We start from the raw sequence: 22762 nt of genomic DNA, 5'->3' as shown, positions 1-22762 counted from the left end.
CCACGCTTCCTTCCCACGCTCGGTCGCCCTCACGCAGTTGCGCTTCACTTCGTTCGCTGTGATCAACTTACGGCGGGACTTCCACCCGCAGGAGTGCGCCCATGCTGGGCGCACATAAAAAAGGGCCGCGTAATGCGGCCCTTTTTCACACTACAGCGCTTAGCCCGCTGGCTGTGCTTCTTTCGACTTACTTTCCGACGTAGGCTTAGGCGTAGGCTTGCTATTGAGCTTCGCCTCGAATTCCTTGGCCTCGATTGCGCCGGAAACCAGCTCGCCGTTTTCAAACACCATGGCTGGCGTACCGTTGATATCGAGCTTCTCAGCCAAGGCGGCAATCTCGGTCAGCGGGGTAGCGCAGCTGCCATCGCCCTCAGCCAGCTTGCCATCCAGAATCCAGTTCGACCAAGCCTTCTGGCGATCTGACGCACACCAGATCACTGAAGACTTACGCGCTGCATCCGGGTGCAATTGCGCCAGCGGCATCAGGAAGGTGTAGACCGTGACGTTATCAAGCTTGGTGATCGTGTCACGCTCCAACTTCTTGCAGAAGGGACAATCCGGATCAGAGAAGACCGCAACCTTACGTGCACCGTTACCACGTACTTCCTTGATCGCCTTATCCAGCGGCAAAGCACTGAAATCGGTACGCGACAGTTCCCGTACCCGTGCTTCTGTCAGGCTGGTACGCGTACCCACTTGGATCATATCGCCCACAAACAGGTACTCGGCCTTGGCATCGGTATACACCACCTGCTTGGCCCCCAGCACCACTTCATATATCCCTTTTACCGGTGTTGCACGGACGCTGGAAACAGGGCGCTGTGGAAATTTCTTTTCCATAGCTGCCTTGACCGAAGCAGGGCTTTCGCCTGCAGCATTGGCGCAAGCAGCCAGGGCAAAGCCGACGCTAGCGGCAGCAATACGTTTGGCGATGAAATTCATGGTACGTGGTCCTTGACTAAAAATGTAATTGATAGGCGTTTCAAAAATCGCATCTTACTTTGTGACAGAACATTGCGAACAGAAAATTTCCCTGGCCTATCCAATGAAGGCCACATCGATTTTCTGTTCGCAACGATCTTTCCTATTCAGAAGACGGATTTTACGAAACGCCTTAACGAAAAGCTTGCTGCATCAACAATCGCTTCAACGGCCCGGCACCATCGGTCAAATTCAACCCAAGGTTACGCAGCGGGCGTAAAAGCGGATATTGCAGGGAAAATAGTTTCTGCAACCCATCGCAGACCATTTGCATGCGAAGTACATCTTCTGCACGGCTGCGTGCATAACGCGCAAGCAAATGCGCATCGCCAGGGTCGCGTCCGACTGCTGCGTTAAGCACACCGGCCAATGCCTTGGCATCACCAAAACCCAGGTTCACGCCTTGGCCTGCCAACGGATGAACCGTATGTGCGGCATCCCCTACCAGGGCAAGGCGCAAGCCATTCACCTTGGCTGCGCGCCCCAAAGCCAATGGGAACGCTGCCGCCGGGGTAATGCAATGCAAGCTCCCAAGGACACGCCCCCCAGCGGCGGCTACACGCTGGGCAAGCTCGGTCGGGGATAACGCCTTTAATTCATTCGCATGCTCATCGTTGGTAGACCAAACAATTGAAATTCTGTTCGCCGGTAAGGGTAACCAAGCCAGGATGCCATCTGCGCGAAACCACTGGCGGGCAATATCACCATGTGGACGCTCACAATCAAAGTTGGCTACCACGCCACACTGGTGATATGGCTGCAGGCTGAACGGGATACCCGCTTTTTCACGCAACCAAGAATGCGCGCCATCCGCCGCTACCGCCAGCTTGGTGCTCAGTTCACGGCCATCAGCCAACGTCAGCTGCACGGCATCCGCCCCAAAACGTACGGCTTGCAGCTCCGCGGGGTTGATCAGCTCGACACGTCCTGCCAACGCCTGCCAGAGCGTGGACTGCAAACTGCGGTTTTCCACCGTCGTCGCCAGCGCGTCGGCCGCCAGATCGAGCGCGTCGAAATGAATCGCACCACCCGCATCCCCACGTACATCCATCTGGCGGATGACACCGGCACGAACAGGTGGCCAGACGCCCAAACTGCGCAGAAATGTCTGACTACCAGGGCTGATGGCATAGATGCGGTTGTCCCAGTCCGTATCCACATGGCTGGGTAGCTGTTGTACCGCCCGTTCAATCAAGACAACTCGCCATTTTGGCGCCAATGCCAATGCAAGGCTGGCACCGACCAAGCCTCCACCCACAATGGCAATATCAAATTCGGTTTTGTTCATCGGCTGCCAAATACCATGCGCTGGGCAAAGCCACGCCGCAACGGTTTAAAGTTGTCCATCGCCAAGAAACCCGCGGCGCGGAAGTGGCGCAATAGCGGCGCACCATTACCGAACAAGCGAATCAGGCCGTCGGTAACGCCAATGGTTGTCAGGCTATCGACTTTGCGCAGGTCGGCATAACGCGCAAGCATCGTGGCTTGGCCTAGCTGCGCTGTTGGCACACTGTGGATAACACGAGCCAGCGTCAGGGCGTCACGCAGCCCCAGGTTGAATCCTTGTCCCGCTACCGGGTGCAGAGTCTGCGCTGCATTGCCGACAACGGCCACTCGCCGTGCCTGGTGGCTGCTGGCCCACTTCAGCCGTAGCGGAAAGACCGCCCGTGGCCCCGCATGGTTCAATCTGCCCACACGGTCGCCCAATCTCGCTTGTAATTCACGTAAGAAGCCCACTTCGTCCAGATTGGCCGCATCCAGCGGATCATCCTTGGGGCGCGTCCAGACCATCGCATAGCCGTCATCCTTGGGCAGCATGGCGATGGGGCCATCAGTAGCGAAGCGCTCGAAAGCAACGCCGCCATGTGGTTTGTCAGTCCGCACCTCGGCAGTAATGGCTCGTTGCTCATAGTCATACTGATCCTGCCCGATACCCGCCTCAGCCAATAACTGGCCGCCTTCGGCCAATACCACCAAACGGGCGGTCATCAGGGCTGTCTGGCCATCGCCTTCAACATTCACCACGGCGTAACCGTCGAGTGTCTGCAGGCGTATAGCCCGGCATCCAGTCAGATAATGCAGGCGTGCCCCACTGGCCGCTTGCAAATGGGCGTGGATGGTCTTCGCCAAGGCCACGTATGGCAACACATAGCCCAATACCGGCAAATCAAGGTCGGCCGCGCGAAGCCGCACCCGTCCAAAACCACCTTGCTGGGAGACATGCACACTGTGAATAGCTGTCGCCGCTGCGCTCGGCCAAACATCCAGTGCCACCAAAGTCTGCTGGCTGGCATGGGCTATCGCCAATGCACGGGCATCCTCACCCGGTTGCAGACGGGCTTCCAACACCGCAACGCTAAGCTGGCTATTCGCCAACGAAAGCGCCAGCGCACCACCAACCGGGCCACCGCCAACAATCAGGACATCCACTTGGGTAGGCAACTTCATGCCGGCTCCGCCAACAGGCCGTGAATCTGGGCATATTGCAGCAATATGATGGTCTTACCATCGCGAATATCGCCGCTACGCATGGCAGCCAGTGCTTTTACAAACGGCATTTCCAACACTTCGATATCCTCCCCCTCGTGCGCCACACCCCCGCCTTCACTCACCTTGTCGCCATGGTCATATTCCGCCACGAAGAAATGCAGGATTTCGGTTACCGAACCGGGCGACATATAGGCTTCAAACACCTTGGTCACGGTATCAACCCGATAACCGGTTTCCTCCATCACCTCACGCTGAATGCAATCCTCCGGCGCATCTTCGTCCAACAGGCCGGCGCAGGCTTCGATTAACAGGCCATCAGCATTGCCATTGAGAAAGGTTGGCAAACGAAACTGCCGCGTCAGCACCACCGTACCGCGCTGTCGGTTGTAGAGCAGAATGACCGCACCATTGCCGCGGTCGTAAACCTCGCGGGTCTGCGTCACCACCTTGCCGTCGTTTTGTTGACGGCGGTAGATATGCTTGTGCAGCAGATACCAGTTGTCCGACAACAGCTGGCTTTCCAGCAACTCAACCTGTCTCATTGGCGATACCTTCATCTAAGAACCTGTTTACGATCTGTCGCGAGCAGCTGTCAGCGGGGTGAAGCGCAGCGCAGAAACCGGAATGTACTGTTGTACATGAGGCTTTCGAGCAGCACATGAGCCCTGATCACGGCTGCGCAGCAAGATCGTAGACAGGTTCTAGCGGGCCATGGTGGCTTCGATCTCCGCCACAGTCTTGGGCGTTAACGCCGTCAGGTTCTCGTGCCCTGTGGGCGTGACCAACAAATCATCTTCGATCCGCACACCGATATGCATAAAGTGCGCGGGGACTTCAACATAGCTCGCCGGGGAATCTGCCAGCAGCGGGCGGAAATAAAGTCCAGGCTCCACCGTCAGCATCATGCCGGCTTCCAACGGCCGGGGTTCGCCATTGATCTTGTAACGGCCTGCATCGTGCACATCCAGGCCCAACCAATGGCCGGTACCATGCATATAGAACTGCTTGTAGGCTTCCTGTTCAATCAAGCCATCAACCGTGCCCGATAAAATCTTCAGGTCGATCAGCCCCTGGGTAAGCGTACGAACCGACGCATCATGGTAAGCAATCCGCGGTGTACCCGGCTTAACCTGCTCGAAACTGGCATTCATCGCCGCAAGCACCAGCTCGTAAATATCCTTCTGCGGACCGCTGAACTTACCGGACACCGGGAAGGTACGGGTGATATCAGCCGCATAACCATGCAATTCGCAGCCGGCGTCGATCAGCAGCAATTCACCAGCTTGCATGCGCCGGTTGTTCTCGCTGTAGTGCAGGCAGGTGGCATTCGCACCGCTCGCGACAATCGAGCCATAAGCGGGCGAGCGTGAGCCCTGCTTCATGAAGTGGTAGAGCAACTCGGCTTCAACCTCATATTCGAACTGGCCCGGCCGTGCTGTCTGCATGGCGCGAATATGCGCCTCACTCGAAATCCGGCCGGCCTCACGCATCAAACCGATTTCGCTCTCGTCCTTGAACAACCGCAACTCATCAATCGCTGCACGTACATCGATAAATTCGATGGGAGTATCCACACCGCCACGGGCGCGATTGGCCGCCTTGCAAGCTAGGCTGAGCACTCGGGCATCCCACTGCGCATCGAACCCGGTGGGGAAATAGACCCGCTGGTTGCCCGCCATCAGCTCCAGCAATTTGCTGTCGAGCTGGTCAACAGCAAATGCATTGTCCATCCCAAACACTTCGCAAGCGGCCTCGGGACCATACAAAAAACCTTCCCAGATCTCGCGCGACTCATTCTTAGGCTGGCAAAACAGGATGGCTTGAGGTTCAGCACCGAGCTGCATCACCAAGACAGCCTCGGGCTCATAAAAGCCTGTCAGGTAATAAAAGCTGCTGTCGTAGCGAAAGGGGAAGTCGTTATCGTAATTGCGGCACTGAACCCTAGCCGTGGGGTAAATAAGCAGACCGGGCTGCAAACGCTGGTTTAGCGTGGCGCGACGGGCCTGGTGACGTTCACGTTGGATATGCATGGTAGCAGTCAAATGTTTTTGCGCGGATTGTGCGCACAGATTGGCGATTATAGACGTTTGACCTTATATGCCCGGGGCGGTTGTGCGCCAGCAAGCAACACCGGCCATCGTCCTCAAACCTATACTTGGAAGCGGAAACAATGGTGGATCTTGCGATTACGGAAGTCTTCCGGCACCGACTGGGCACTGATGTCCCGGCACAGCGCCTTAAGCGAATAATCGAGTTCAAAACCACGGAAATTATTGGAAAAATACAGCACACCACCGGGCATCAGCAGCTTCAAGCAGCTTTGCACCAGCAACACATGGTCGCGCTGGACATCAAGAATATCGAGCATCTTGGCCGAGTTGGAAAAGCTGGGAGGGTCCAACACAATCAAGTCAAACAACTGGCCTTCATCAATCGCCGTTTCGAGGTAGCGGAATACATCGGCACGCACGAGCTGATGGCGCTGTAAATCAACCCCATTCAATTCCAAGTTACGCTTAGACCAATCCAGATAGGTATTGGACAAATCCACCGTCACCGAACTGGTCGCCCCACCGGTTGCAGCGTAGACAGTAAAGCTGCCGGTATAGGCGAACAGATTCAGAAAGCGCTTGCCGTCTGCTTCTTCTGCCACTTTCTTGCGTGTGGGCCGGTGGTCCAGAAAAAGGCCTGTGTCCAGGTACTCGTCCAGATTGACCCAGAACTTGCATCCCTGTTCCAGTACCACAAAATCTTCGCTATGGTGGCCGGTGCGGCTGTACTGGAATTCACCCTTCTGACGGCGACGAATCTTAAAGGCAATGGTCTTGGGCGGCATGCCCAATACATCAGCCACGGTTGCGCGCACTTCTGCTGCCCAAGCCGCGTGTTCCTCATCGGTCTGCTGCCAACCCGTATCGTATTCAGCGATATGGGCGCGGCCTCCATAGACATCTACCGCCACAGGGTACTGCGGAATATCGCGATCATAAATACGATACGCCTCGGTACCTACGCGCTTCGCCCATTTGGCGTAGTGCTTGGCATTCTTGGCGAGGCGATTCTGGAAGTCTTGCAGGGCCGACATGGTGATTCCGTTCAAATGCACGTGATGCGCAGGGGATATTGCAAAGTACAGCGATGAAATAGATGAACATGTCTGAACAAACAACGGGCGCTAGGCTGTTGTGTTCAACATATGAGGGGAAGTAACACCCTTGATCAACTCAAACCTAGCTACGTAGGGACATCTCGATAAAGCGGCGATGAACCGGGGCCGGCACATATTTTCGTAGCACACCTTCCCAACCGGTTGGCCCGACAAGGCCTTTGATCATGGTCGAGCTTACCTCGGCGATCTCGCGCGGCGGCATCAAGAAAATGGTATCGATGCTGGGCACCAGGTCGGCATTCACATAGCGCATGGTGCGCTCGAATTCATAATCGCTGGCGGTGCGGATGCCGCGCAGAATGTAGTTGGCGCCCATACTCTGGGCATAGTTGACCAGGAATTGGTTCTCGAAACTGGCCAACTTCAGTCGCGGCAGATGCGCTGTACATTCACGCAACATCGCCTCGCGCTCTTCCACCGTGAAGGTGCTTTTCTTGTCTGGATTCACACCAATGGCGACGATCATCTCATCGAACAATTCGTAGCCCTGCTCGATCATCCACAGATGACCATTGGTGACCGGATCAAAGCTACCCGCGTATACCGCTCGTTTCGTCATGGTTGCATCTCTTTCCCCTGAGGTCGCCCATTCTAGGCGATTACGCCCGTCGCGCCGATAAGACAGCCTCATGAAAGTTTCGGGACGACCAAAATTGCCTATACATGGGCAATTGAAATCCACCAATGTCTCAACACGACAACCTATCTCGGCACATTGCAGCGAGTTTAAAAAGAAAGCCACCCAACGGTGGCTTTCTGTGATGTCTGGTCAAACATTGACTTCCTCGGCCCGGTGGCAAGCCACCAACCTGTCGTCCACTTGCCTCAACATCGGCACTTCGGACTTGCAGCGGTCCACCACATACGGGCAACGCTTGTGGAAGGTACAGCCCGACGGTGGATTTAGCGGGCTGGGCAACTCGCCGGTGATCTTGATCTTGAGACGGCGGTCTTCCTCGCGAATGGCAGGCGTCGCGCTCATCAAGGCTTGCGTGTAAGGGTGCAGCGGCTTGGCGTAGATGCTGGCCTTGCTACCATATTCCACCGTTGACCCCAAATACATCACCATCAAGTCATCTGCGACGTGCTCGACCACGCTGAGGTTGTGCGAGATAAACACGTAGCCCGTGTTGAACTCGTCCTGCAGGTCCATGAACAGATTCAGTATCTGCGCCTGGATCGAGACATCAAGCGCCGAAACCGGCTCGTCAGCCACCACGATCTTCGGATTCAGAATCATGGCGCGGGCGATGGCGATACGCTGGCGCTGACCGCCGGAGAACATATGCGGATAGCGGCGTACATGCTCGGGCCGCAAACCCACCTTGGCGACCATGGCGTCAATCTTCTCGCGCCGCTCGGCTTTGGACAGCGCGGTGTTGATCATCATCGGCTCGTCCAACGTATCGACGATGGTCTTGCGTGGATTCAACGAGGCATACGGATTCTGGAATACCATCTGCACCTTGCTGCGCATGGTCTTCAACGTGGCATGGCTGGCCTTGGCCACATCTACCCCGTCAATATCCAACGTGCCTGAGGTGGCTGGTTCAATCATGGTGAGTTGACGCGCCAGGGTCGATTTGCCGCAACCCGATTCGCCCACAACCGCCAGCGTGCGCTTGGCTTGCAAACTAAAGGACACGCCATTGAGCGCCTTCACGGTTGCCTGCCCCTTCAAGAAACCGCGGCTGACTTCGTAGTAGCGGGTCAGGTCACGGGCAACCAACAAATCCTGTTTGAGATCAGACATGACTGCTCCCTTCGGCGTTCAAAGGAAAGAAGCAGCGCACACGGCCAGCTTCACCCAATAGTTGCGGGCGCTCAATGCGGCACCGGTCCTGCACATAGCGGCAACGCGGGCTCAACAAGCAACCTTTCGGCCGGTCGTAGTGGCCAGGCACAATCCCCGCCAAGGCGGACAAACGCTTTGCACCTTTGTTGTGCTCAGGAATCGCATCGAGCAGCGCTTGAGTGTAAGGATGATGCGGGGTGCGGAATAGCTGCGCCACCGGCGCTTCTTCCACCACTTGGCCTGCATACATCACACAGATGCGTTTGGCCATTTCTGCCACCACTGCCAAGTCATGGGTAATCATGATCAAACCCATGTTGTGCTCTTTTTGCAACCGCTCCAGCAGGTCCATGATCTGGGCCTGGATGGTGACATCGAGCGCTGTCGTCGGTTCATCGGCAATCAACAGCTTAGGGTTGCAGGCAATGGCAACGGCGATCATCACCCGTTGGTTCATACCACCCGACAATTGGTGCGGATACGCATTCAGGCGGCTCTTAGCATCGGGAATCTCGACCAGTTCCAGGAGTTCCAATGCACGCTTATCGAGTGCTGAGCCACGCAGGCCCATATGGACTTTAAGCGACTCCTTGATCTGGAACCCCACCGTGTAGGCCGGGTTCAGGCTGGTCAGCGCATCCTGGAAGATCATCGAGATGTCTTTGCCGACAATCTTGCGCCGCTGGCTGGCCGACAGTTTAAGCAGATCGTGGCCGTCGAACACCAACTCATCGGCCGTTACTCGCCCAGGAGCATCGATCAAGCCCATCAGCGCCATCATGGTCACCGACTTGCCAGACCCCGACTCACCCACGATACCGACCAACTCACCGCGCTCGATCTCAAAATCCAGACCGTCCACCGCTGGGAAGGGATGCGCTTTCGAGCCGAATTCGACGCGCAAGTTTTTTATTTTCAACAGACTCATGTAGCGCTCTCCATAGCCGCGAGCGGGCAAACACCCGCAAGCGACAGTGAGGCTCCCTCGCGGTGGCGAGGGCGGGGGGAGTGGAACAAATCAGCGAGAACGGGTCGGGTTCCCGTCGCACTCGGGCGCCCGGCTTTGCTGGGCGTAGTGATGAAATTGGGGCAGAGATACATGACTTACGCCCCTACGCTGCACGCTTCAGGCGCGGGTCGAGCGCATCGCGCAGGCCATCGCCCATCAAGTTGATGGACAATACCGAGACAAGAATCGTCAGGCCAGGCATGGTGACAACCCAAGGCGCACGCTCGATATAGTCTCGTGCTGCAGAGAGCATGGTGCCCCATTCCGGTGTTGGCGGCTGTACACCAAGGCCCAGAAAGCCCAGCGCAGCGGCTTCCAACACGGCGCTGGAGAATCCCAGCGTGGCATTCACAATCAAAGGAGCCATGCAGTTGGGCAATACGGTGACAAACATCAGCCGCAAGGTGCCCGCACCGGCAACCCGGCTGGCTGTGACATATTCCTTGTTGATCTCGGCCATGGCAGCAGCGCGGGTCAGCCGCACATAACTCGGCAAGGTGCCGATGGCGATGGCGATCATGGTATTGATCAACCCAGGCCCGAGGATGGTGATGATGCAAATCGCCAGCAGCAGCGACGGCAAAGCCAACATGATGTCCATCAAACGCATGATGGCCGGACTGAGATAACGCTGGAAGAAAGCTGCCAACAAGCCCAGCACCACCCCCGGGATCATCGACATGACAACCGACATGAAGGCGATCATCAACGAAACGCGCGCCCCATGGATAAGGCGCGACAGAATATCGCGGCCCAATTCGTCCGTACCCAGCAGATAGGTTTGCAGACCATCCTTCGCCCAGGAAGGCGGCGTCAGCATATGGTCGCGGTATTGTTCGATCGGGCTGTGTGGCGCGATTACATCGGCGAATAGCGCACAAAACAGAATGAACAGGAAAATGAACGAGGCTACCAGCGCGCCCTTGTTGGCCGAGAAGCTCTGCCAGAATTCCTTCAACGGGGAAGGAAAACTCGGCACGGTCTCGACGGCTTGAACCGATGTCGTCATGGTGCAGTCCTTATTTTGCCGAGCGGATACGCGGATTAATCACGCCGTAGAGAATATCCACGATGAGGTTCACCACGATAAAAATGGTGGCCGACACCAGGATGCCTGCCTGCACCACCGGGTAATCTCGGCGTGAAATCGAATCAACCAACCATTTACCAATGCCAGGCCAGGAGAAGATGGTTTCAGTCAGCACCGCGCCAGCCAATAACGTACCGGTTTGTAGGCCAATCACTGTAACGACTGGGATAAGCGCATTACGCAAAGCATGTATCACCACAACGCGTACAGGCGCCAAGCCCTTGGCGCGGGCAGTGCGGATATAGTCTTCACGCAGTACTTCCAGCATCGAGGAACGGGTCATCCGTGCAATCACTGCCAACGGAATGGTGCCAAGCACAACAGTGGGCAGAATCAAGTGCATCAATGCAGACTTGAATGCGCCCTCTTCACCCGAGTACCAGCTATCGATCAACAAAAAGCCGGTGCGTACTGGAATGTCGTACTCAATGGCAATGCGACCCGATACCGGCGTAATACCTAGCTGCACCGAAAAAAACATGATCAGAATCAACCCCCACCAGAAGATGGGCATGGAATAGCCAGTCATGGCCACCCCCATCACACCATGGTCGAAGACCGAACCACGCTTCAACCCAGCAATCATGCCGGCCGGCAGGCCCAGCAACACCGCAAAGATCAATGCACAAATCGCCAACTCCACCGTGGCGGGGAACAAGGTGAGGAATTCCTTGGTCACAGGCTCACGAGTAACCAGACTCATGCCCAGATCACCCTCGGTCAACTTGCTCAGGTAAGTGAGGTATTGCACATGCAAGGGCTGGTCGAGACCAAGTCGCTTCATCGCTGCGGCATGCATCTCAGGGTCAAGCCGGCGTTCGCCGACCATGACCTCGATCGGATCGCCCGGAATCATGCGGATCAGAGCGAAAGCGACCAGCGTGATGCCGATGAAAGTCGGAATGACCGTCGCCAATTTCCTGAGGACAAAGGAAAACATAGGGTTCCTTCCGTTCAGCCAAGGATTACCCGGCAGGGGTGTGGAAAAGCGCGCGATGTTACTCGCGAGTTACGTCAACGGCAATTACCAGGCATTACTCTGACACTTGCCCGATACTTGCGCCAAAGGACTGGGGAATCTGGCTAGCCAAGCTTCCAAGTCTGTAGGCGAACGCAAGCGCTGTATCAACACACCGCGCGCAGCCAGACCATCCAAGAACACAGGTAATTCGCGCCGTCGACGCCAGTAGGTTTGGAAGAACCAAAGCAGGATGGAGTCGCGGCTCAGAACCTGTCTAAAGTCTGCTGTGCGTCGGCAATATGGCGTTGAAAACACCCACGGAATGCTCATTTACCACTTGTAAACTCCGCTTCCTCAGCTGTTTTCGCCTTATCTTGCCCTAGCTCGCGAGACTTTAGACAAGTTCTCAGCACTTTACCTAAACCTTCCCGACTCCCGGCCCACAGCGGTTCCGCCGTACTGATACGGCAAATGGTACGCCACAGCAAGCGCGACAGATTGCGCCAAAAACCATAATCAAGCCAGATCACCAATTCCAGTTGTTCCACGTACAAATCACGCACTGCTGAATAGTTACCGTCAATTACCCAGGCGGGTGCTTGAATAGCTTGCGCCACCCGTTGACGAAATACGTCAGGCTTGGCCGGTTGCCAATCTGGCCCCCAATAAAGGGCATCCAGTTCAATATGCGCCAAGTCCCAGCGTTGGCTTAGTTCCCGCGCCAAGGTGGTCTTACCCGTACCCGTGGTGGCTGTAATCCATATGCGTCGCACCGGGCGCTACCACCAGATTGGTTCAGGGCTCAACGGCACACCAAAACGCGCCATCACATCGGCTTGTACGGCTTGCATGAGGGCTTTTACATCAGCAGCGGAAGCACCGCCGTGATTCACCATGACCAGCGCCTGTTTTTCATACATTCCCACCGGCCCCAACTGCCGGCCTTTCCAACCAACCTGCTCAATCAACCAACCCGCCGCCAACTTCACCCGGCCATCGGGCTGAGGATAGGCAACCAGATCGGGAAAGCGCTGGCGCAAGTCTGCCGCCTGTTCGCTGCTGACTACCGGGTTGTGGAAAAAACTCCCTGCATTGCCGATCACCGCCGGGTCGGGCAGTTTGCTCTGCCGCATAGCAACTACCGCCTCGGCCACTGCTTGCGGGGTTATTTCCCGTCCTTCAAGTCGAGAACGCAAATCACCATAATCGAGCCGGGCTTCCCATTGCTTGGGTAAACGGAACAAAACTTCCGTAATTAACCATCGACCAGCTTGTCCCTGTTTGAAGATGCTATCGCGGTAGCCAAAATCGCAATGATCGGGGGTAAAAAGACAGGTAGAACCATCCTCCAGATTCAACGCGGCCAAACCATGAAATCGATCTTTTAATTCCACGCCATAAGCGCCGATATTCTGAATCGGTGCAGCCCCCACGGTGCCGGGTATCAACGACAGGTTTTCCAGCCCTGGCCAACCTTGCGCCAAGGTCCACTGTACAAACTCGTGCCAGCTTTCACCCGCGGCGGCAGCCACATACCATGCATCTTCATCCTCTCCCAGCAAGGTACGGCCAGTCAGTTCCACCCTTATCACGGTGCCGTCCACCATCTCGCCCGGCACCAGATTGCTACCGCTTCCCAATACCCGCAATGGACGCTCCGCCTCTGCCAACAGCGCTTCGAGTTGCTGGTTATCGGTAAAGTGGACCAAATGTCGAGCCTGGGCATGCAAGCCCAGAGTATGTAGCGGCGCCAGATCGCAGGCGGTGTGGGGAGGCATAAGAATCCACGGATAAAATTGAATCGCCTGATTATACTGGCCCTATCCCATCTACCAAGGCGACGTAGACCATGTTTGCCCGTACCTTGCTGGCTTTCCTGCTTTGCTTGGCGGTACATGCCGGGGGGCTGCATGCCTATACGGAAGATCTGCCCCCGTTCAACATGCTTAACGAGCAGGGTGAGCCCAGCGGCTATGCGGTAGAGGTATTGAGCTTGCTGATGCGCGAGGCACACCAGGAATACAAACTGGAGTTGATGCCCTGGGCACGCGCGCTGAGTCTGACCAAGCAACAGCCAGATACCCTCGTTTTCACGATCGCCCGCACACCGGAGCGCGAGAACTTCTTCCACTGGGTGGGACCGTACGCCCCGCGCGTAACTGCCTTGATGCGCCTTAATGATTCGGAAGCGCGCGCGCCCACCCTAGCCGATGCACGCCGCTTCCGCGTTGCCGCCCTGAATGGCGACGTTGGCATGGAAACACTCCTAGCTCAAGGATTTGTACGTGGTTTCAACCTGATTCCAGTCGATAAGCGAAACGATTTGATAAAACTGCTTCAGCTAAAATCGGTGGATTTCGTTGTCGGCAACCCCACCATGTTGCGATATGTGGCAAGTCGTACCGAAATGGCCGCAGACCAGCTTGTCACCGAGTTGGTCATTAGCAAACGAACTGATGGGTATTATTTTGGCCTAAACCGCCAATCTGACCCAGAAATGGTGCAGCGGCTACAAAGCGCTTTCGAGCGCCTGCAAACCCGCAACGCCCTCGAGCCCCTCAAACGTAAGTATCAAATAGAATGAAAATTGCAGTCTTTGACACCCATCCATACGACCAAGCCGCGTTAGAAACCGCCAATACTCGCTTCAAACACACCCTTAACTATTTCGAAGCGCGTCTGAATGCGGGTACAGCCCCGCTGGCTCAAGGCTTTGACGCGGTCTGTCCTTTTGTAAACTGTCGGCTTGATGCCGATACACTAGCTCAGCTCGCCAAAGGCGGCACGCGATTGGTTACGCTGCGAGCAGCCGGCTTCAACGGCATCGACCTTGCCGCCGCCAAAGCCTGTGATATTACGGTCACCCGTGTACCAGCCTATTCACCGCATGCGGTAGCGGAGCACACCTTCGCCCTGCTGCTGACCTTGGTGCGCAAAACACACCGTGCTTTCAACCGCGTGCGCGAAGCCGATTTTTCACTTGCCGGCCTAGTGGGGTTCGATTTGCATGGCAAAACCTTTGGCATTGTCGGCACCGGCAAGATAGGTCGGGTCGCCGCACGCATTGCTGCAGGCTTCGGCTGCCGTGTGTTGCTGGCCGACCCCTATCCCGATACCGCCTTTGCAACGGAGATTAGGGCCACCTATTCGCCGCTCGACACCCTGTTCGGCGAAGCCGACATAGTCTCCTTGCATCTCCCCTTGAGTCCACAAAGCCACCATCTGATCAACACCGCCAGCCTCGCCCGCATGAAACCAGGGGCCATTCTGGTGAATACCAGTCGTGGAGGACTCATTGATACGCCAGCCCTCATCCAGGCCTTGAAGTCAGGCCAGCTTGGCGGTGTAGCATTAGATGTGTATGAATTGGAAGAAGGTGTGTTCTTCGAAGACCTGTCCAGTAGCGGCATTGCCGATGACCAGCTGGCCAGACTGATTACCCTGCCCAATGTTTTGATTACTTCCCACCAAGGTTTTCTGACACGTGAAGCGCTAGCCAATATCGCCAATACCACGCTGGACAACGCCCGTGCCTTTGATGCCGGTGAGTCCTTGAAAAACGCAGTAGTCTGATACCAATCAATGTATTACCAAAAGCATGCTGTGATCGTGAACCAATTCAGCACCCGTTCACCCAACCATGCAAAAATCATTTTGACGGTCGCGTGTAATGAATCCTGGGCTATGCTCGACCAAGGCTCACGGTACAAACGTAACCGCCTTACCTTTTATATAAACAGGAGTTTGAAATGGACAAGAAACAAGCCCTCATCGCCGGTGCAATCGGCAGTTTGATCGCCATGGGCCTTTCCACCGGTGCAATGGCCGACGATAAGGCCGCCAAGGAAAAATGTTACGGTGTTGCCAAGGCCGGCAAAAACGACTGTGCCGCTACCAACGGCAGCCATAGCTGCGCCGGCCAAGCCAAGGCCGACAATGACCCAAACGAATGGAAATATGTCGCCAAGGGTACGTGTGAAAAAATGGGTGGCAGCACCCAGGCTGGCAAGAAGTAATCTCGCCACAGGCAATACACAACGGGCGGCTTTGGCTGCCCGTTTTTGTTTGGATACGCAAATGCATCATCCCTCCCTTCCCCCTGCAGCCGGCCTTGGCTTGCGTCTGCCCCACATCCGCCAAGTACTGGCCGAACGCCCCGCTATCGCCTGGCTGGAAGTCCACCCTGAGAACTATTTTGGCGGTGGGGCCAACCTGGCGGCATTGACCGCCATCCGCGCCGACTATCCCTTGAGCCTACACGGCGTGGGACTGGGCTTGGGCTCAGCTTGCGGCCTCGACGAAACCCATCTGGGCAAATTTCGCAGCCTGATCGAACGCCTGGAACCCGCCAGTGTGTCAGAACACTTGTGCTGGAACCGCACACCCACCGAATGCTTCAACGACTTGCTGCCATTACCCTACAGCCAAGCCGCGCTGGACTTCATGGTGGCGCAGGTTGAACAAGCGCAGGAAGCATTGCGGCGCCACCTGCTGATAGAAAACCTGTCTAGCTATGTCGCCTTCAACGAGGATGCCATTCCCGAAGGGGAATTCCTCGCAGAACTAGCGCGGCGCAGTGGCTGCGGCCTGTTGCTCGACCTGAACAACCTCTACGTAAACCAACACAATTTGGACCGCGACGCCCGTGCTGCGATTGAAGCACTCCCGGTCCAAGCGGTTGGAGAAATTCATATTGCAGGCTTTGAAGAACGCGAGGATGGGCTATGGTTGGATACGCATGGCACGCCGGTGAGCGATGCAGTGTGGGACTTGCTGGCATTTGCCCTTACCCACTTTGGTCCTAGGCCAGTTCTGCTCGAGCGGGATACCCACCTCCCCCCGCTGGCTGACCTATTGACCGAAATCGCACGAGCCCAGACGATGCTAAATGCCCAAGAGACACCTGTATGAACCTGGATGATCTGCAACAGCGCTTTATTGCCGCCACGCATGATGCCGCCAAGGCCGAAACATTGTTTGGCGCCACAGCCCGCGGAGCCTCGGCTTATGCCAACAACACCTTATTCAATCGGGCCGATGCCTTGGCCGAGGCTTACCCGGTTGTGCTGCAACTGGTGGGAGAAGAATTCTTTGGAGGGATGGCCCGCGCCTATGCCCGGCAAGCCCCTTCGCTTTCCGGCGATATGAACACCTATGGCGGTGACTTTCCGAGCTTCATCGCCACTTTTGTGCCGGCGCAAGCACTGCCCTATCTGGCCGATACTGCAAGACTGGACTGGCATTGCCACCTGGCCTATTACGCAGCCGACTGTGGGGCGCTACGCCTCGATGCTCTGGCAGCGACTTTCGGCGAAGAACAGGCTGGCTTTCATTTTGTGCTCGCCCCCGCCGTCAGCCTTTTACATTCACCTTGGCCTATTGCCAGCCTATGGCGTGCCCATCAGCCACTCGAACATGATGCCGCGAATGCCTTCCCATCACCGGACCAGGGCAGCGAACAGGCACTGGTGTGGCGCAATGTACGTAATCGCGTGCAAGTGCAACGACTTCTACCTGCCGAATTTGCCTTCCTGAAAGCCTGCCAAAAGGCGCTGCCGCTGGCCGAAGCGCTGGAATTGGCACTCGATGAAGATATGGAATTTGATTTTGGACTGTCATTACAGCGCTGGGTAACCGACCAAGTCATTGTCGATTTTCAACTGGACCCAAAATCATGAATGCACTTCTCACCCGTAGTCTGGCGATAGGACAAAAAGCCAGCAGTCTGCTTGATTGCTACTTTGCCCCATTGGCTGACCTGATCGTACGGCTCTACATCGCCAATGTGTTTTTCAGCGCCGGCCTGACCAAAATCCAGGACTGGGACACCACCATTCTGTTATTCACCGAGGAATACCATGCGCCTCTGCTGCCACCCGTCGTCGCTGCGGTCGCAGGCACCGCCGGGGAACTGGCCTTCCCAATATTGCTGGCGCTTGGTTTGGCAGGTCGCCTCAGTGCGCTTGGGCTGTTCGGGGTGAATGTCATGGCAGTCGTGTCTTACTGGCATGTACTGGGCATGCCGGATCAAGCCGCCGGGCTGACCCAACACATTCTGTGGGGTTTGCTGCTGGCAATGTTGGTAGCGCATGGGCCGGGCAAACTATCGCTCGATGCGCTGATACAGCGTTATTTGCCTAACAAAAAGCACTGATACCGCAAAAAACCAAGCCGCCTCAGGGCGGCTTGGTTTTTTGGGCAATTCAAACAGTGCGGTTAGGACATCAATTCGGTGTCATCGGCTTCACCCTCTCCCGATTCCCCATGTTCCAACGGGCGCAGTACCACTTGGTCTTTTGGTTACTGAGCCCCGTCAGCACGCTCAGCGTATCCGTCACGTAACGCAACCCATAAAGGGTCTGTACCGGCTTGAATTCCACTTTCAATGTCTCTTCCACCACCCGTTTCACCTCTTCAACGGGTTGGTCAATCAATGTGCCTATCATCAACGCTGAACTGGTATCGAGGTTGGCGAACATTTCGATGGTGTTGGCGCCACCCAAACGGGCGTTCTGCGATCCCCACCAACGTGCCTCGCCCCAGTCGCGAATCGACGTCTGTAAATTCCGATTGAAGTAGTCATGCCAGAAAACCGTGCTCCAATCAGAACGGCAAAGCAGGGCAGCCTCAACCTTGTCGTTGAAATCGATAGGCAGCGCATAGGCCTGACCCGCTAAACCCAAGGCAAACAAACCGACTAGATAGCGGGACAAACTCATAGCTAACTCGTCAGCCACTATTACGCAGGCCCGCAGCAACGCCGTTGATAGTGAGGTGGATCGCATACAGCACGTCTTCGCTCTCATCCCCCTCGCGGAAGCGCTTGAGCAGGTCGACTTGCAGATGGTTGAGCGGATCCAGATAAGGTAGACGGTTCTTCAGGCTGCGCGCCAGTAACGGATTGTCGCCGAGTAATTCTTTGTGGCCCGTAATTTCCAACACTGCATCCACCGACCTCCGCCACTCGGCTTTGATACGTCCGAATATACGTTGTGCGATGTCCGCATCCTTGACCAGACCCGCATATCGCCTCGCCAAATGGACATCGCTCTTGGCCAGCACCATCTCCATATTGCTGATCGTTGTGCGAAAGAATGGCCAGTCACGGTAAAGCCCCGCCAGCTCTTCAATGGCTGCCTCGCCCTTCTCTTCACGGTACGCAGCAATCGCGGTACCAAATCCATACCAACCGGGCAGCATCAAGCGGTTTTGCGCCCAGGAGAACACCCAGGGAATCGCGCGTAAATCGGCAATGCTGTTAGTAGCCTTACGCGCTGCCGGCCGGCTGCCGATGTTGAGCTTGGCAATTTCCGAAATCGGCGTCGCCTCGCGGAAATAGGTAATAAAATCAGGTGTGGCATAGACCAGATCGCGATACTCGCGATAGGCAATGTCAGACAGCTTTTCCATCAATGCCAAACGCGCAGGGGTATCGGCATCCAATGCCTTGGTGCCGGGGAAGCTGGCGCTCAAGGTGGCGGCAAGCAGGGTTTCAAGATTGCGCCGCCCCACTTCGGCATCGGAATACTTGGCGGCAATGATTTCGCCTTGCTCGGTAATTCGAATCTGCCCCGCCACCGACCCCGCCGGCTGGGCGAGAATGGCCTCATAACTAGGGCCACCACCACGGCCCACCGAGCCGCCGCGACCATGAAACAAACGCAGCTTCACACCGGCCTGGTGGAAAACATCCACCAACTTGACCTCGGCTTTGTAAAGCTCCCAGTTCGAAGTCAGGTAACCGCCATCCTTGTTACTGTCGGAATACCCGAGCATGATCTCCTGCACGCCCTGGCGCTGTGCCACCAACTGCATCCACTGTGGCAAAGCAAAAAGCTCCCGCACAATCTCATCACTGCCGCGCAGGTCGGGAATCGTCTCGAACAAGGGGATGATATTGATGGCTGCATGCGGCTTGGGCGAGAGGGCGATCAAACCCACCTCTTTGAGCAACACCGCTACTTCCAGAAGGTCGGATACGCTTTGCGCATTCGAAATGATGTAGTTGGGCAGCGCGGCCACGCCATACTTCTGCTGCACTTCGGCCGCGGTGCGATAGATAGCCAGTTCCTTGGCGCTCTCTTCGCTGTATTCCACATACGTTGTGACCAACAGGCGGGCACTGGCAAGCTCACGAAGCAAAGCAGCACGGCGTTCTGTCTCATTCAACACCATGTAATCTTCAAGGCCGGCTTTTTGGAACAGTTCGGCCACCACCTTTTCATGCACGTTGCTGTGCTGCCGCATATCGAGCGGCGCAAGGTGAAAACCAAACACATCGACAGCCCGGATCAACCGACGCAGGCGGCCACTAGCCAGAATGGCCGAGCCATGGCTAGCCAATGAATTACTGACAGCACGCAGGTCATCTCCCAGTTCTTTTGCGCTGCCGTAGGGAGCCGCACCTTCAAATGGCAGGATATAGGCCCGGAATTTACCCAGCACATGCGCCGTCGCCAAAATGCGCTGGCGAATTGCTGCCATGGCTTGACGATAGGGCTCTTCCGCACGGCTTGCAGGCTGGTTGGGTGAGCGTTGGGCAATATCACGCACGGCTTCGCTCACTTCCACCATGCGTGAAGATAAACTCAACTCGCCTTCAAGCTTGGTGGACTCTTCAAAATAAAAGTCGAATGCCACCGCGGCTTGACGGGCCACCGCGTGCAGGGTTACCTCGGGCATCACGAAGGGGTTACCGTCACGATCGCCGCCAATCCAACAACCGACATGCATAAAGGTGGGCAGCTGCACCTCTTTGCCGGTCAGCTTGGTCAGACGATCTTCGAGCTCGATATAGATACGTGGCAGCTGCTTGAGAAAGGTGGAACGAAAGTAACTGAGCCCGTTTTCAATCTCATCTTTCACCGACAGCTTGAAGGCCCGGATTTCCCGGGTTTGCCAGAGCGTCAATACAACGCGCTGTAGTGCCGCATCGTTCTCTTCCAGCTCCTCCTGCGTCAGGGCTTCTCTATCGCGCATACGCAAAGTACGGGCGATAGTGCGCTCGCAATCGAGCAAGGTCTTACGCTGCACCTCGGTCGGGTGGGCTGTCAACACCGGTGCTATCAAGGTAGATGCCACCATATTCTTGATGGCTTCGGGAGACACCCCACGCGTTGTCAGCTCTTCCAATGAGTGCGCCAAACTCCCGCGCTGTGCCTTGCTGCCCTGGATACGGTGGTAACGCCGGCGGCGATTGTGATGCAGGTCTTCAGCAATATTGGAAAGATGCGAAAAATAGCTGAATGCGCGCGCCAAGGCGACAGTGTTGTCGTGGCTCAGATTAGCCAGCGTCGCCGTCAATTCGTCTGCCGCAGTGGAGTCAGCCTCCCAAACGAAACGCACCGCTAATTCGCGTATTGCTTCAATCTGCTTAAGGGTATCCTCACCGGCTTCGTGGCGAATCGTATCGGCCAGCAGCCTCGCCAGAAGGTCAAGATCCCGCTCCAGCGGCAGGTCCTTGGAGGTAGCGTTGTCGTAGAGGGTCATGACATATCTCTTATCGGATTGAGCGCAGCGGTGTATCACCCAATGTAGCGGAGTCACTGCGCGTAGGGAATGACAACCACGCTACATAGAAGCTCTTGCTCACAAACCAGTTCACGAAATCGCAGCGTTTCCCGCTACCAATATAGATGGCATCGGTACTGAACGGGGTTCAGCCAGATGGCGTGGAAACTACTCAAAGCGCTAGCGTAAGGGTAAAGAAGATAGATTAGTCAGCGCAGCACAATGGCCAGGACAACCAATATCGCCATCAGCAGGCCAGCGATCACGGCCAACCATTCATTGCGTAATCGATGCAGCTCGATCAGCTGTGCACTAGCTTCCTGCTGCTTTGCCTGACGAGCAGGGTCTGCCAAGGTGACAAGCGCGCGCGGGAGCAAGGGGAGCGACTCGGCCCAGTAGGGGGCTTCACGCTTGATCTGACGTACCAGTGCCCGCCAGCCAATCTGCTCATTCATCCAACGCTCAAGAAATGGCATGGCCGTTGCCCAAAGATCCAGGTCAGGATCAAGCTGACGCCCAAGCCCCTCGATATTCAAAAGGGTTTTTTGCAACAACACGAGTTGCGGCTGAATCTCGACATTGAATCGACGCGAGATTTCAAACAGGCGTAACAGAACCTGACCCAAGGAGATTTGACTGATGGGCTTATCGAAGATGGGCTCACAAACCGTGCGGATGGCGGCTTCCAGCTCGCCGACCTTGGTTTCCTTGGGCACCCAGCCTGATTCAATGTGAGTAAGTGCAACGCGCTTGTAGTCCCGCTGAAAGAACGCGAGGAAGTTGATTGCCAAATAGCGGCGATCTTCATCAGCGAGGCTGCCGATAATGCCGAAATCGAGCGCGATATAGCGATTGTCAGAGGAGACAAAGATATTGCCTGGGTGCATATCGGCATGGAAAAAACCATCGCGAAATACCTGCGTGAAGAAAATCTCCACGCCATAGCGACCGAGCTTTTTCAGGTCAATGCCATCAGCCCGCAGTTTCTCGACCTGGGAGATGGGGGTGCCTTCCATCCACTCCATCACCATCACATCACGGCTGGTGTAATCCCAAAATACTTCTGGCACCAGCAACATATTGCTGTTAAGGAAATTACGTCTCAGTTGGCTAGCATTAGCGGCTTCCAGTTGCAGGTCCAGCTCATCGTGCAGATAGCGGTCGAACTCGGCCACCACTTCACGAGGTCTTAGCCGCTTACCATCGGCAAACAACTTTTCCACCAACCAGGCCATGACTTTAAGCAAGGCCATATCCATCTCGATGATTGGACGGATTGCCGGGCGCAATACCTTGACCGCGACACGCCGGCCATCATGCATTTCCGCATAATGAACCTGCGCCACAGAAGCCGAGGCAACAGGCTGGGTATCGAACCGGCGGAACAACTGCTCGGGTATTCGCCCAAGGCTTTGCTGGATGATCTTCGCCGCAAGGTCGGAGTCGAATGGCGGCACCTTATCCTGCAAGCGCGCCAATTCATCGGCCAGGTCCACCGGCAACAGATCACGCCGTGTAGACAGCACCTGCCCGAATTTGACAAAAATCGGTCCCAGCTTTTCCATCGCCAACCGCAACCGCACTGCCCGAGGGGTATCGAATCGGCGCCAAAACAGCACGATACTGACGAACCGCTCCAACCCACGCACACGCTCGTGGCCCAGGATGAACTCATCCAGACCATAGGCAAACACGACACGGATAATTTTGAACAAGCGGAAAAGAAACATGGGCGAGTGGCCGTAGGGGCCAGTCCA

Annotated in this window: 22 protein-coding genes; 6 read left to right on the top strand and 16 right to left on the bottom strand. The window is 56.0% G+C overall.

The genetic code is table 11. The features are described from left to right. Positions 1-159: 159 nt before the first annotated feature. The 13 genes from CSQ89_RS07125 to murB all read right to left on the bottom strand — a co-directional run bounded on the left by CSQ89_RS07125 (position 160) and on the right by murB (position 13273). On the bottom strand, positions 160-942 hold the full coding sequence (locus CSQ89_RS07125; RefSeq protein ID WP_099405484.1) for a DsbC family protein: 783 nt from the start codon (positions 940-942) through the stop codon (positions 160-162). A gap of 172 nt (positions 943-1114) precedes the next feature. Then, a complete protein-coding gene (locus CSQ89_RS07120; RefSeq protein ID WP_099405483.1) occupies positions 1115-2269 on the bottom strand; it encodes a UbiH/UbiF family hydroxylase in 1155 nt (384 codons plus the stop codon). Beyond that, positions 2266-3429, bottom strand: coding sequence for an FAD-dependent monooxygenase (locus CSQ89_RS07115; protein WP_099405482.1), 1164 nt, complete (start codon positions 3427-3429; stop codon positions 2266-2268). The genes CSQ89_RS07120 and CSQ89_RS07115 overlap by 4 nt, the downstream gene beginning before the upstream one ends. Then, entirely contained in the window at positions 3426-4013 is a 588-nt protein-coding gene (nudK, locus tag CSQ89_RS07110; protein WP_099405481.1) for a GDP-mannose pyrophosphatase NudK, read from the bottom strand. Before nudK ends, CSQ89_RS07115 begins: the two co-directional genes overlap by 4 nt. Before the next feature lie 159 nt (positions 4014-4172). Then, positions 4173-5501, bottom strand: a complete 1329-nt coding sequence (locus CSQ89_RS07105) for an aminopeptidase P N-terminal domain-containing protein (protein WP_099405480.1) — start codon at positions 5499-5501, stop codon at positions 4173-4175. Between the two features lie 119 nt (positions 5502-5620). Further along, positions 5621-6556 (bottom strand): class I SAM-dependent methyltransferase, encoded by a 936-nt coding sequence (locus CSQ89_RS07100; RefSeq protein ID WP_099405479.1) that lies wholly within the window; start codon positions 6554-6556, stop codon positions 5621-5623. 145 nt (positions 6557-6701) lie between these two features. Beyond that, a complete protein-coding gene (coaD, locus tag CSQ89_RS07095; protein WP_099405478.1) occupies positions 6702-7199 on the bottom strand; it encodes a pantetheine-phosphate adenylyltransferase in 498 nt (165 codons plus the stop codon). A 210-nt stretch (positions 7200-7409) separates the two neighbouring features. Further along, complete coding sequence (locus CSQ89_RS07090; protein ID WP_099405477.1) at positions 7410-8393, bottom strand: peptide ABC transporter ATP-binding protein; 984 nt, start codon at positions 8391-8393, stop codon at positions 7410-7412. Continuing rightward, entirely contained in the window at positions 8386-9363 is a 978-nt protein-coding gene (locus CSQ89_RS07085) for an ABC transporter ATP-binding protein (RefSeq protein WP_099405476.1), read from the bottom strand. Before CSQ89_RS07085 ends, CSQ89_RS07090 begins: the two co-directional genes overlap by 8 nt. A 184-nt stretch (positions 9364-9547) precedes the next feature. Continuing rightward, the gene (locus CSQ89_RS07080; protein WP_099405475.1) at positions 9548-10453 is read right to left on the bottom strand and encodes an ABC transporter permease subunit; all 906 of its coding nucleotides are present in this window, start codon (positions 10451-10453) and stop codon (positions 9548-9550) included. Between the two features lie 10 nt (positions 10454-10463). Continuing rightward, complete coding sequence (locus tag CSQ89_RS07075; protein ID WP_099405474.1) at positions 10464-11474, bottom strand: ABC transporter permease subunit; 1011 nt, start codon at positions 11472-11474, stop codon at positions 10464-10466. A 347-nt stretch (positions 11475-11821) separates the two neighbouring features. Beyond that, positions 11822-12268, bottom strand: coding sequence for a hypothetical protein (locus CSQ89_RS07065; protein ID WP_099405472.1), 447 nt, complete (start codon positions 12266-12268; stop codon positions 11822-11824). Between the two features lie 6 nt (positions 12269-12274). Continuing rightward, complete coding sequence (gene murB, locus CSQ89_RS07060) at positions 12275-13273, bottom strand: UDP-N-acetylmuramate dehydrogenase (protein WP_099405471.1); 999 nt, start codon at positions 13271-13273, stop codon at positions 12275-12277. Between the two features lie 71 nt (positions 13274-13344). Between murB and CSQ89_RS07055 the strand changes: the two genes are divergently transcribed. The 6 genes from CSQ89_RS07055 (at position 13345) to CSQ89_RS07030 (ending at position 17649) form a co-directional block, all read left to right on the top strand. Next, positions 13345-14079, top strand: a complete 735-nt coding sequence (locus tag CSQ89_RS07055) for a substrate-binding periplasmic protein (protein WP_099405470.1) — start codon at positions 13345-13347, stop codon at positions 14077-14079. Beyond that, the gene (locus CSQ89_RS07050) at positions 14076-15068 is read left to right on the top strand and encodes a 2-hydroxyacid dehydrogenase (RefSeq protein ID WP_099405469.1); all 993 of its coding nucleotides are present in this window, start codon (positions 14076-14078) and stop codon (positions 15066-15068) included. Before CSQ89_RS07055 ends, CSQ89_RS07050 begins: the two co-directional genes overlap by 4 nt. Before the next feature lie 176 nt (positions 15069-15244). After that, a complete protein-coding gene (locus CSQ89_RS07045) occupies positions 15245-15511 on the top strand; it encodes a BufA1 family periplasmic bufferin-type metallophore (RefSeq protein WP_099405468.1) in 267 nt (88 codons plus the stop codon). A 61-nt stretch (positions 15512-15572) separates the two neighbouring features. Continuing rightward, positions 15573-16406: an MNIO family bufferin maturase gene (bufB, locus tag CSQ89_RS07040; protein WP_099405467.1), complete on the top strand. Its 834-nt coding sequence runs from the start codon at positions 15573-15575 to the stop codon at positions 16404-16406. Further along, a complete protein-coding gene (locus CSQ89_RS07035; protein ID WP_099405466.1) occupies positions 16403-17173 on the top strand; it encodes an HvfC/BufC family peptide modification chaperone in 771 nt (256 codons plus the stop codon). The genes bufB and CSQ89_RS07035 overlap by 4 nt, the downstream gene beginning before the upstream one ends. After that, positions 17170-17649 carry a DoxX family protein gene (locus CSQ89_RS07030; RefSeq protein ID WP_099405465.1) on the top strand — a complete coding sequence of 160 codons (480 nt, stop codon included), beginning with the start codon at positions 17170-17172 and terminating at the stop codon, positions 17647-17649. Before CSQ89_RS07035 ends, CSQ89_RS07030 begins: the two co-directional genes overlap by 4 nt. A gap of 70 nt (positions 17650-17719) precedes the next feature. Here the strand turns inward: CSQ89_RS07030 and CSQ89_RS07025 are convergent, their stop codons facing one another. The 3 genes from CSQ89_RS07025 to ubiB form a co-directional block, all read right to left on the bottom strand. Next, the gene (locus CSQ89_RS07025) at positions 17720-18214 is read right to left on the bottom strand and encodes a hypothetical protein (RefSeq protein WP_099405464.1); all 495 of its coding nucleotides are present in this window, start codon (positions 18212-18214) and stop codon (positions 17720-17722) included. A gap of 10 nt (positions 18215-18224) precedes the next feature. Then, complete coding sequence (ppc, locus tag CSQ89_RS07020) at positions 18225-20984, bottom strand: phosphoenolpyruvate carboxylase (RefSeq protein ID WP_099405463.1); 2760 nt, start codon at positions 20982-20984, stop codon at positions 18225-18227. Positions 20985-21214: 230 nt separating this feature from the next. Further along, positions 21215-22735: a ubiquinone biosynthesis regulatory protein kinase UbiB gene (ubiB, locus tag CSQ89_RS07015; protein ID WP_099405462.1), complete on the bottom strand. Its 1521-nt coding sequence runs from the start codon at positions 22733-22735 to the stop codon at positions 21215-21217. Between the last annotated feature and the right edge of the window lie 27 nt (positions 22736-22762).

Origin of the sequence: Chitinimonas sp. BJB300 (genome assembly GCF_002735695.1) — a bacterium.
Lineage (GTDB): Bacteria > Pseudomonadota > Gammaproteobacteria > Burkholderiales > Chitinimonadaceae > Chitinimonas.
The sequence above is the reverse complement of the archived record's forward strand: the minus strand, read 5'-3'. Positions and strand labels throughout refer to the sequence as shown.

Coding starts and splice junctions, on each gene's coding strand:
- CSQ89_RS07120 (WP_099405483.1), bottom strand. CDS start 2,269: ATGAACAAAACCGAATTTGATATTGCCATTGTGGGTGGAGGCTTGGTC.
- ppc (WP_099405463.1), bottom strand. CDS start 20,984: ATGACCCTCTACGACAACGCTACCTCCAAGGACCTGCCGCTGGAGCGG.
- ubiB (WP_099405462.1), bottom strand. CDS start 22,735: ATGTTTCTTTTCCGCTTGTTCAAAATTATCCGTGTCGTGTTTGCCTAT.
- CSQ89_RS07125 (WP_099405484.1), bottom strand. CDS start 942: ATGAATTTCATCGCCAAACGTATTGCTGCCGCTAGCGTCGGCTTTGCC.
- murB (WP_099405471.1), bottom strand. CDS start 13,273: ATGCCTCCCCACACCGCCTGCGATCTGGCGCCGCTACATACTCTGGGC.
- CSQ89_RS07080 (WP_099405475.1), bottom strand. CDS start 10,453: ATGACGACATCGGTTCAAGCCGTCGAGACCGTGCCGAGTTTTCCTTCC.
- CSQ89_RS07115 (WP_099405482.1), bottom strand. CDS start 3,429: ATGAAGTTGCCTACCCAAGTGGATGTCCTGATTGTTGGCGGTGGCCCG.
- nudK (WP_099405481.1), bottom strand. CDS start 4,013: ATGAGACAGGTTGAGTTGCTGGAAAGCCAGCTGTTGTCGGACAACTGG.
- CSQ89_RS07075 (WP_099405474.1), bottom strand. CDS start 11,474: ATGTTTTCCTTTGTCCTCAGGAAATTGGCGACGGTCATTCCGACTTTC.
- CSQ89_RS07025 (WP_099405464.1), bottom strand. CDS start 18,214: ATGAGTTTGTCCCGCTATCTAGTCGGTTTGTTTGCCTTGGGTTTAGCG.
- CSQ89_RS07090 (WP_099405477.1), bottom strand. CDS start 8,393: ATGTCTGATCTCAAACAGGATTTGTTGGTTGCCCGTGACCTGACCCGC.
- bufB (WP_099405467.1), top strand. CDS start 15,573: ATGCATCATCCCTCCCTTCCCCCTGCAGCCGGCCTTGGCTTGCGTCTG.
- CSQ89_RS07050 (WP_099405469.1), top strand. CDS start 14,076: ATGAAAATTGCAGTCTTTGACACCCATCCATACGACCAAGCCGCGTTA.
- coaD (WP_099405478.1), bottom strand. CDS start 7,199: ATGACGAAACGAGCGGTATACGCGGGTAGCTTTGATCCGGTCACCAAT.
- CSQ89_RS07055 (WP_099405470.1), top strand. CDS start 13,345: ATGTTTGCCCGTACCTTGCTGGCTTTCCTGCTTTGCTTGGCGGTACAT.
- CSQ89_RS07105 (WP_099405480.1), bottom strand. CDS start 5,501: ATGCATATCCAACGTGAACGTCACCAGGCCCGTCGCGCCACGCTAAAC.
- CSQ89_RS07100 (WP_099405479.1), bottom strand. CDS start 6,556: ATGTCGGCCCTGCAAGACTTCCAGAATCGCCTCGCCAAGAATGCCAAG.
- CSQ89_RS07035 (WP_099405466.1), top strand. CDS start 16,403: ATGAACCTGGATGATCTGCAACAGCGCTTTATTGCCGCCACGCATGAT.
- CSQ89_RS07045 (WP_099405468.1), top strand. CDS start 15,245: ATGGACAAGAAACAAGCCCTCATCGCCGGTGCAATCGGCAGTTTGATC.
- CSQ89_RS07030 (WP_099405465.1), top strand. CDS start 17,170: ATGAATGCACTTCTCACCCGTAGTCTGGCGATAGGACAAAAAGCCAGC.
- CSQ89_RS07085 (WP_099405476.1), bottom strand. CDS start 9,363: ATGAGTCTGTTGAAAATAAAAAACTTGCGCGTCGAATTCGGCTCGAAA.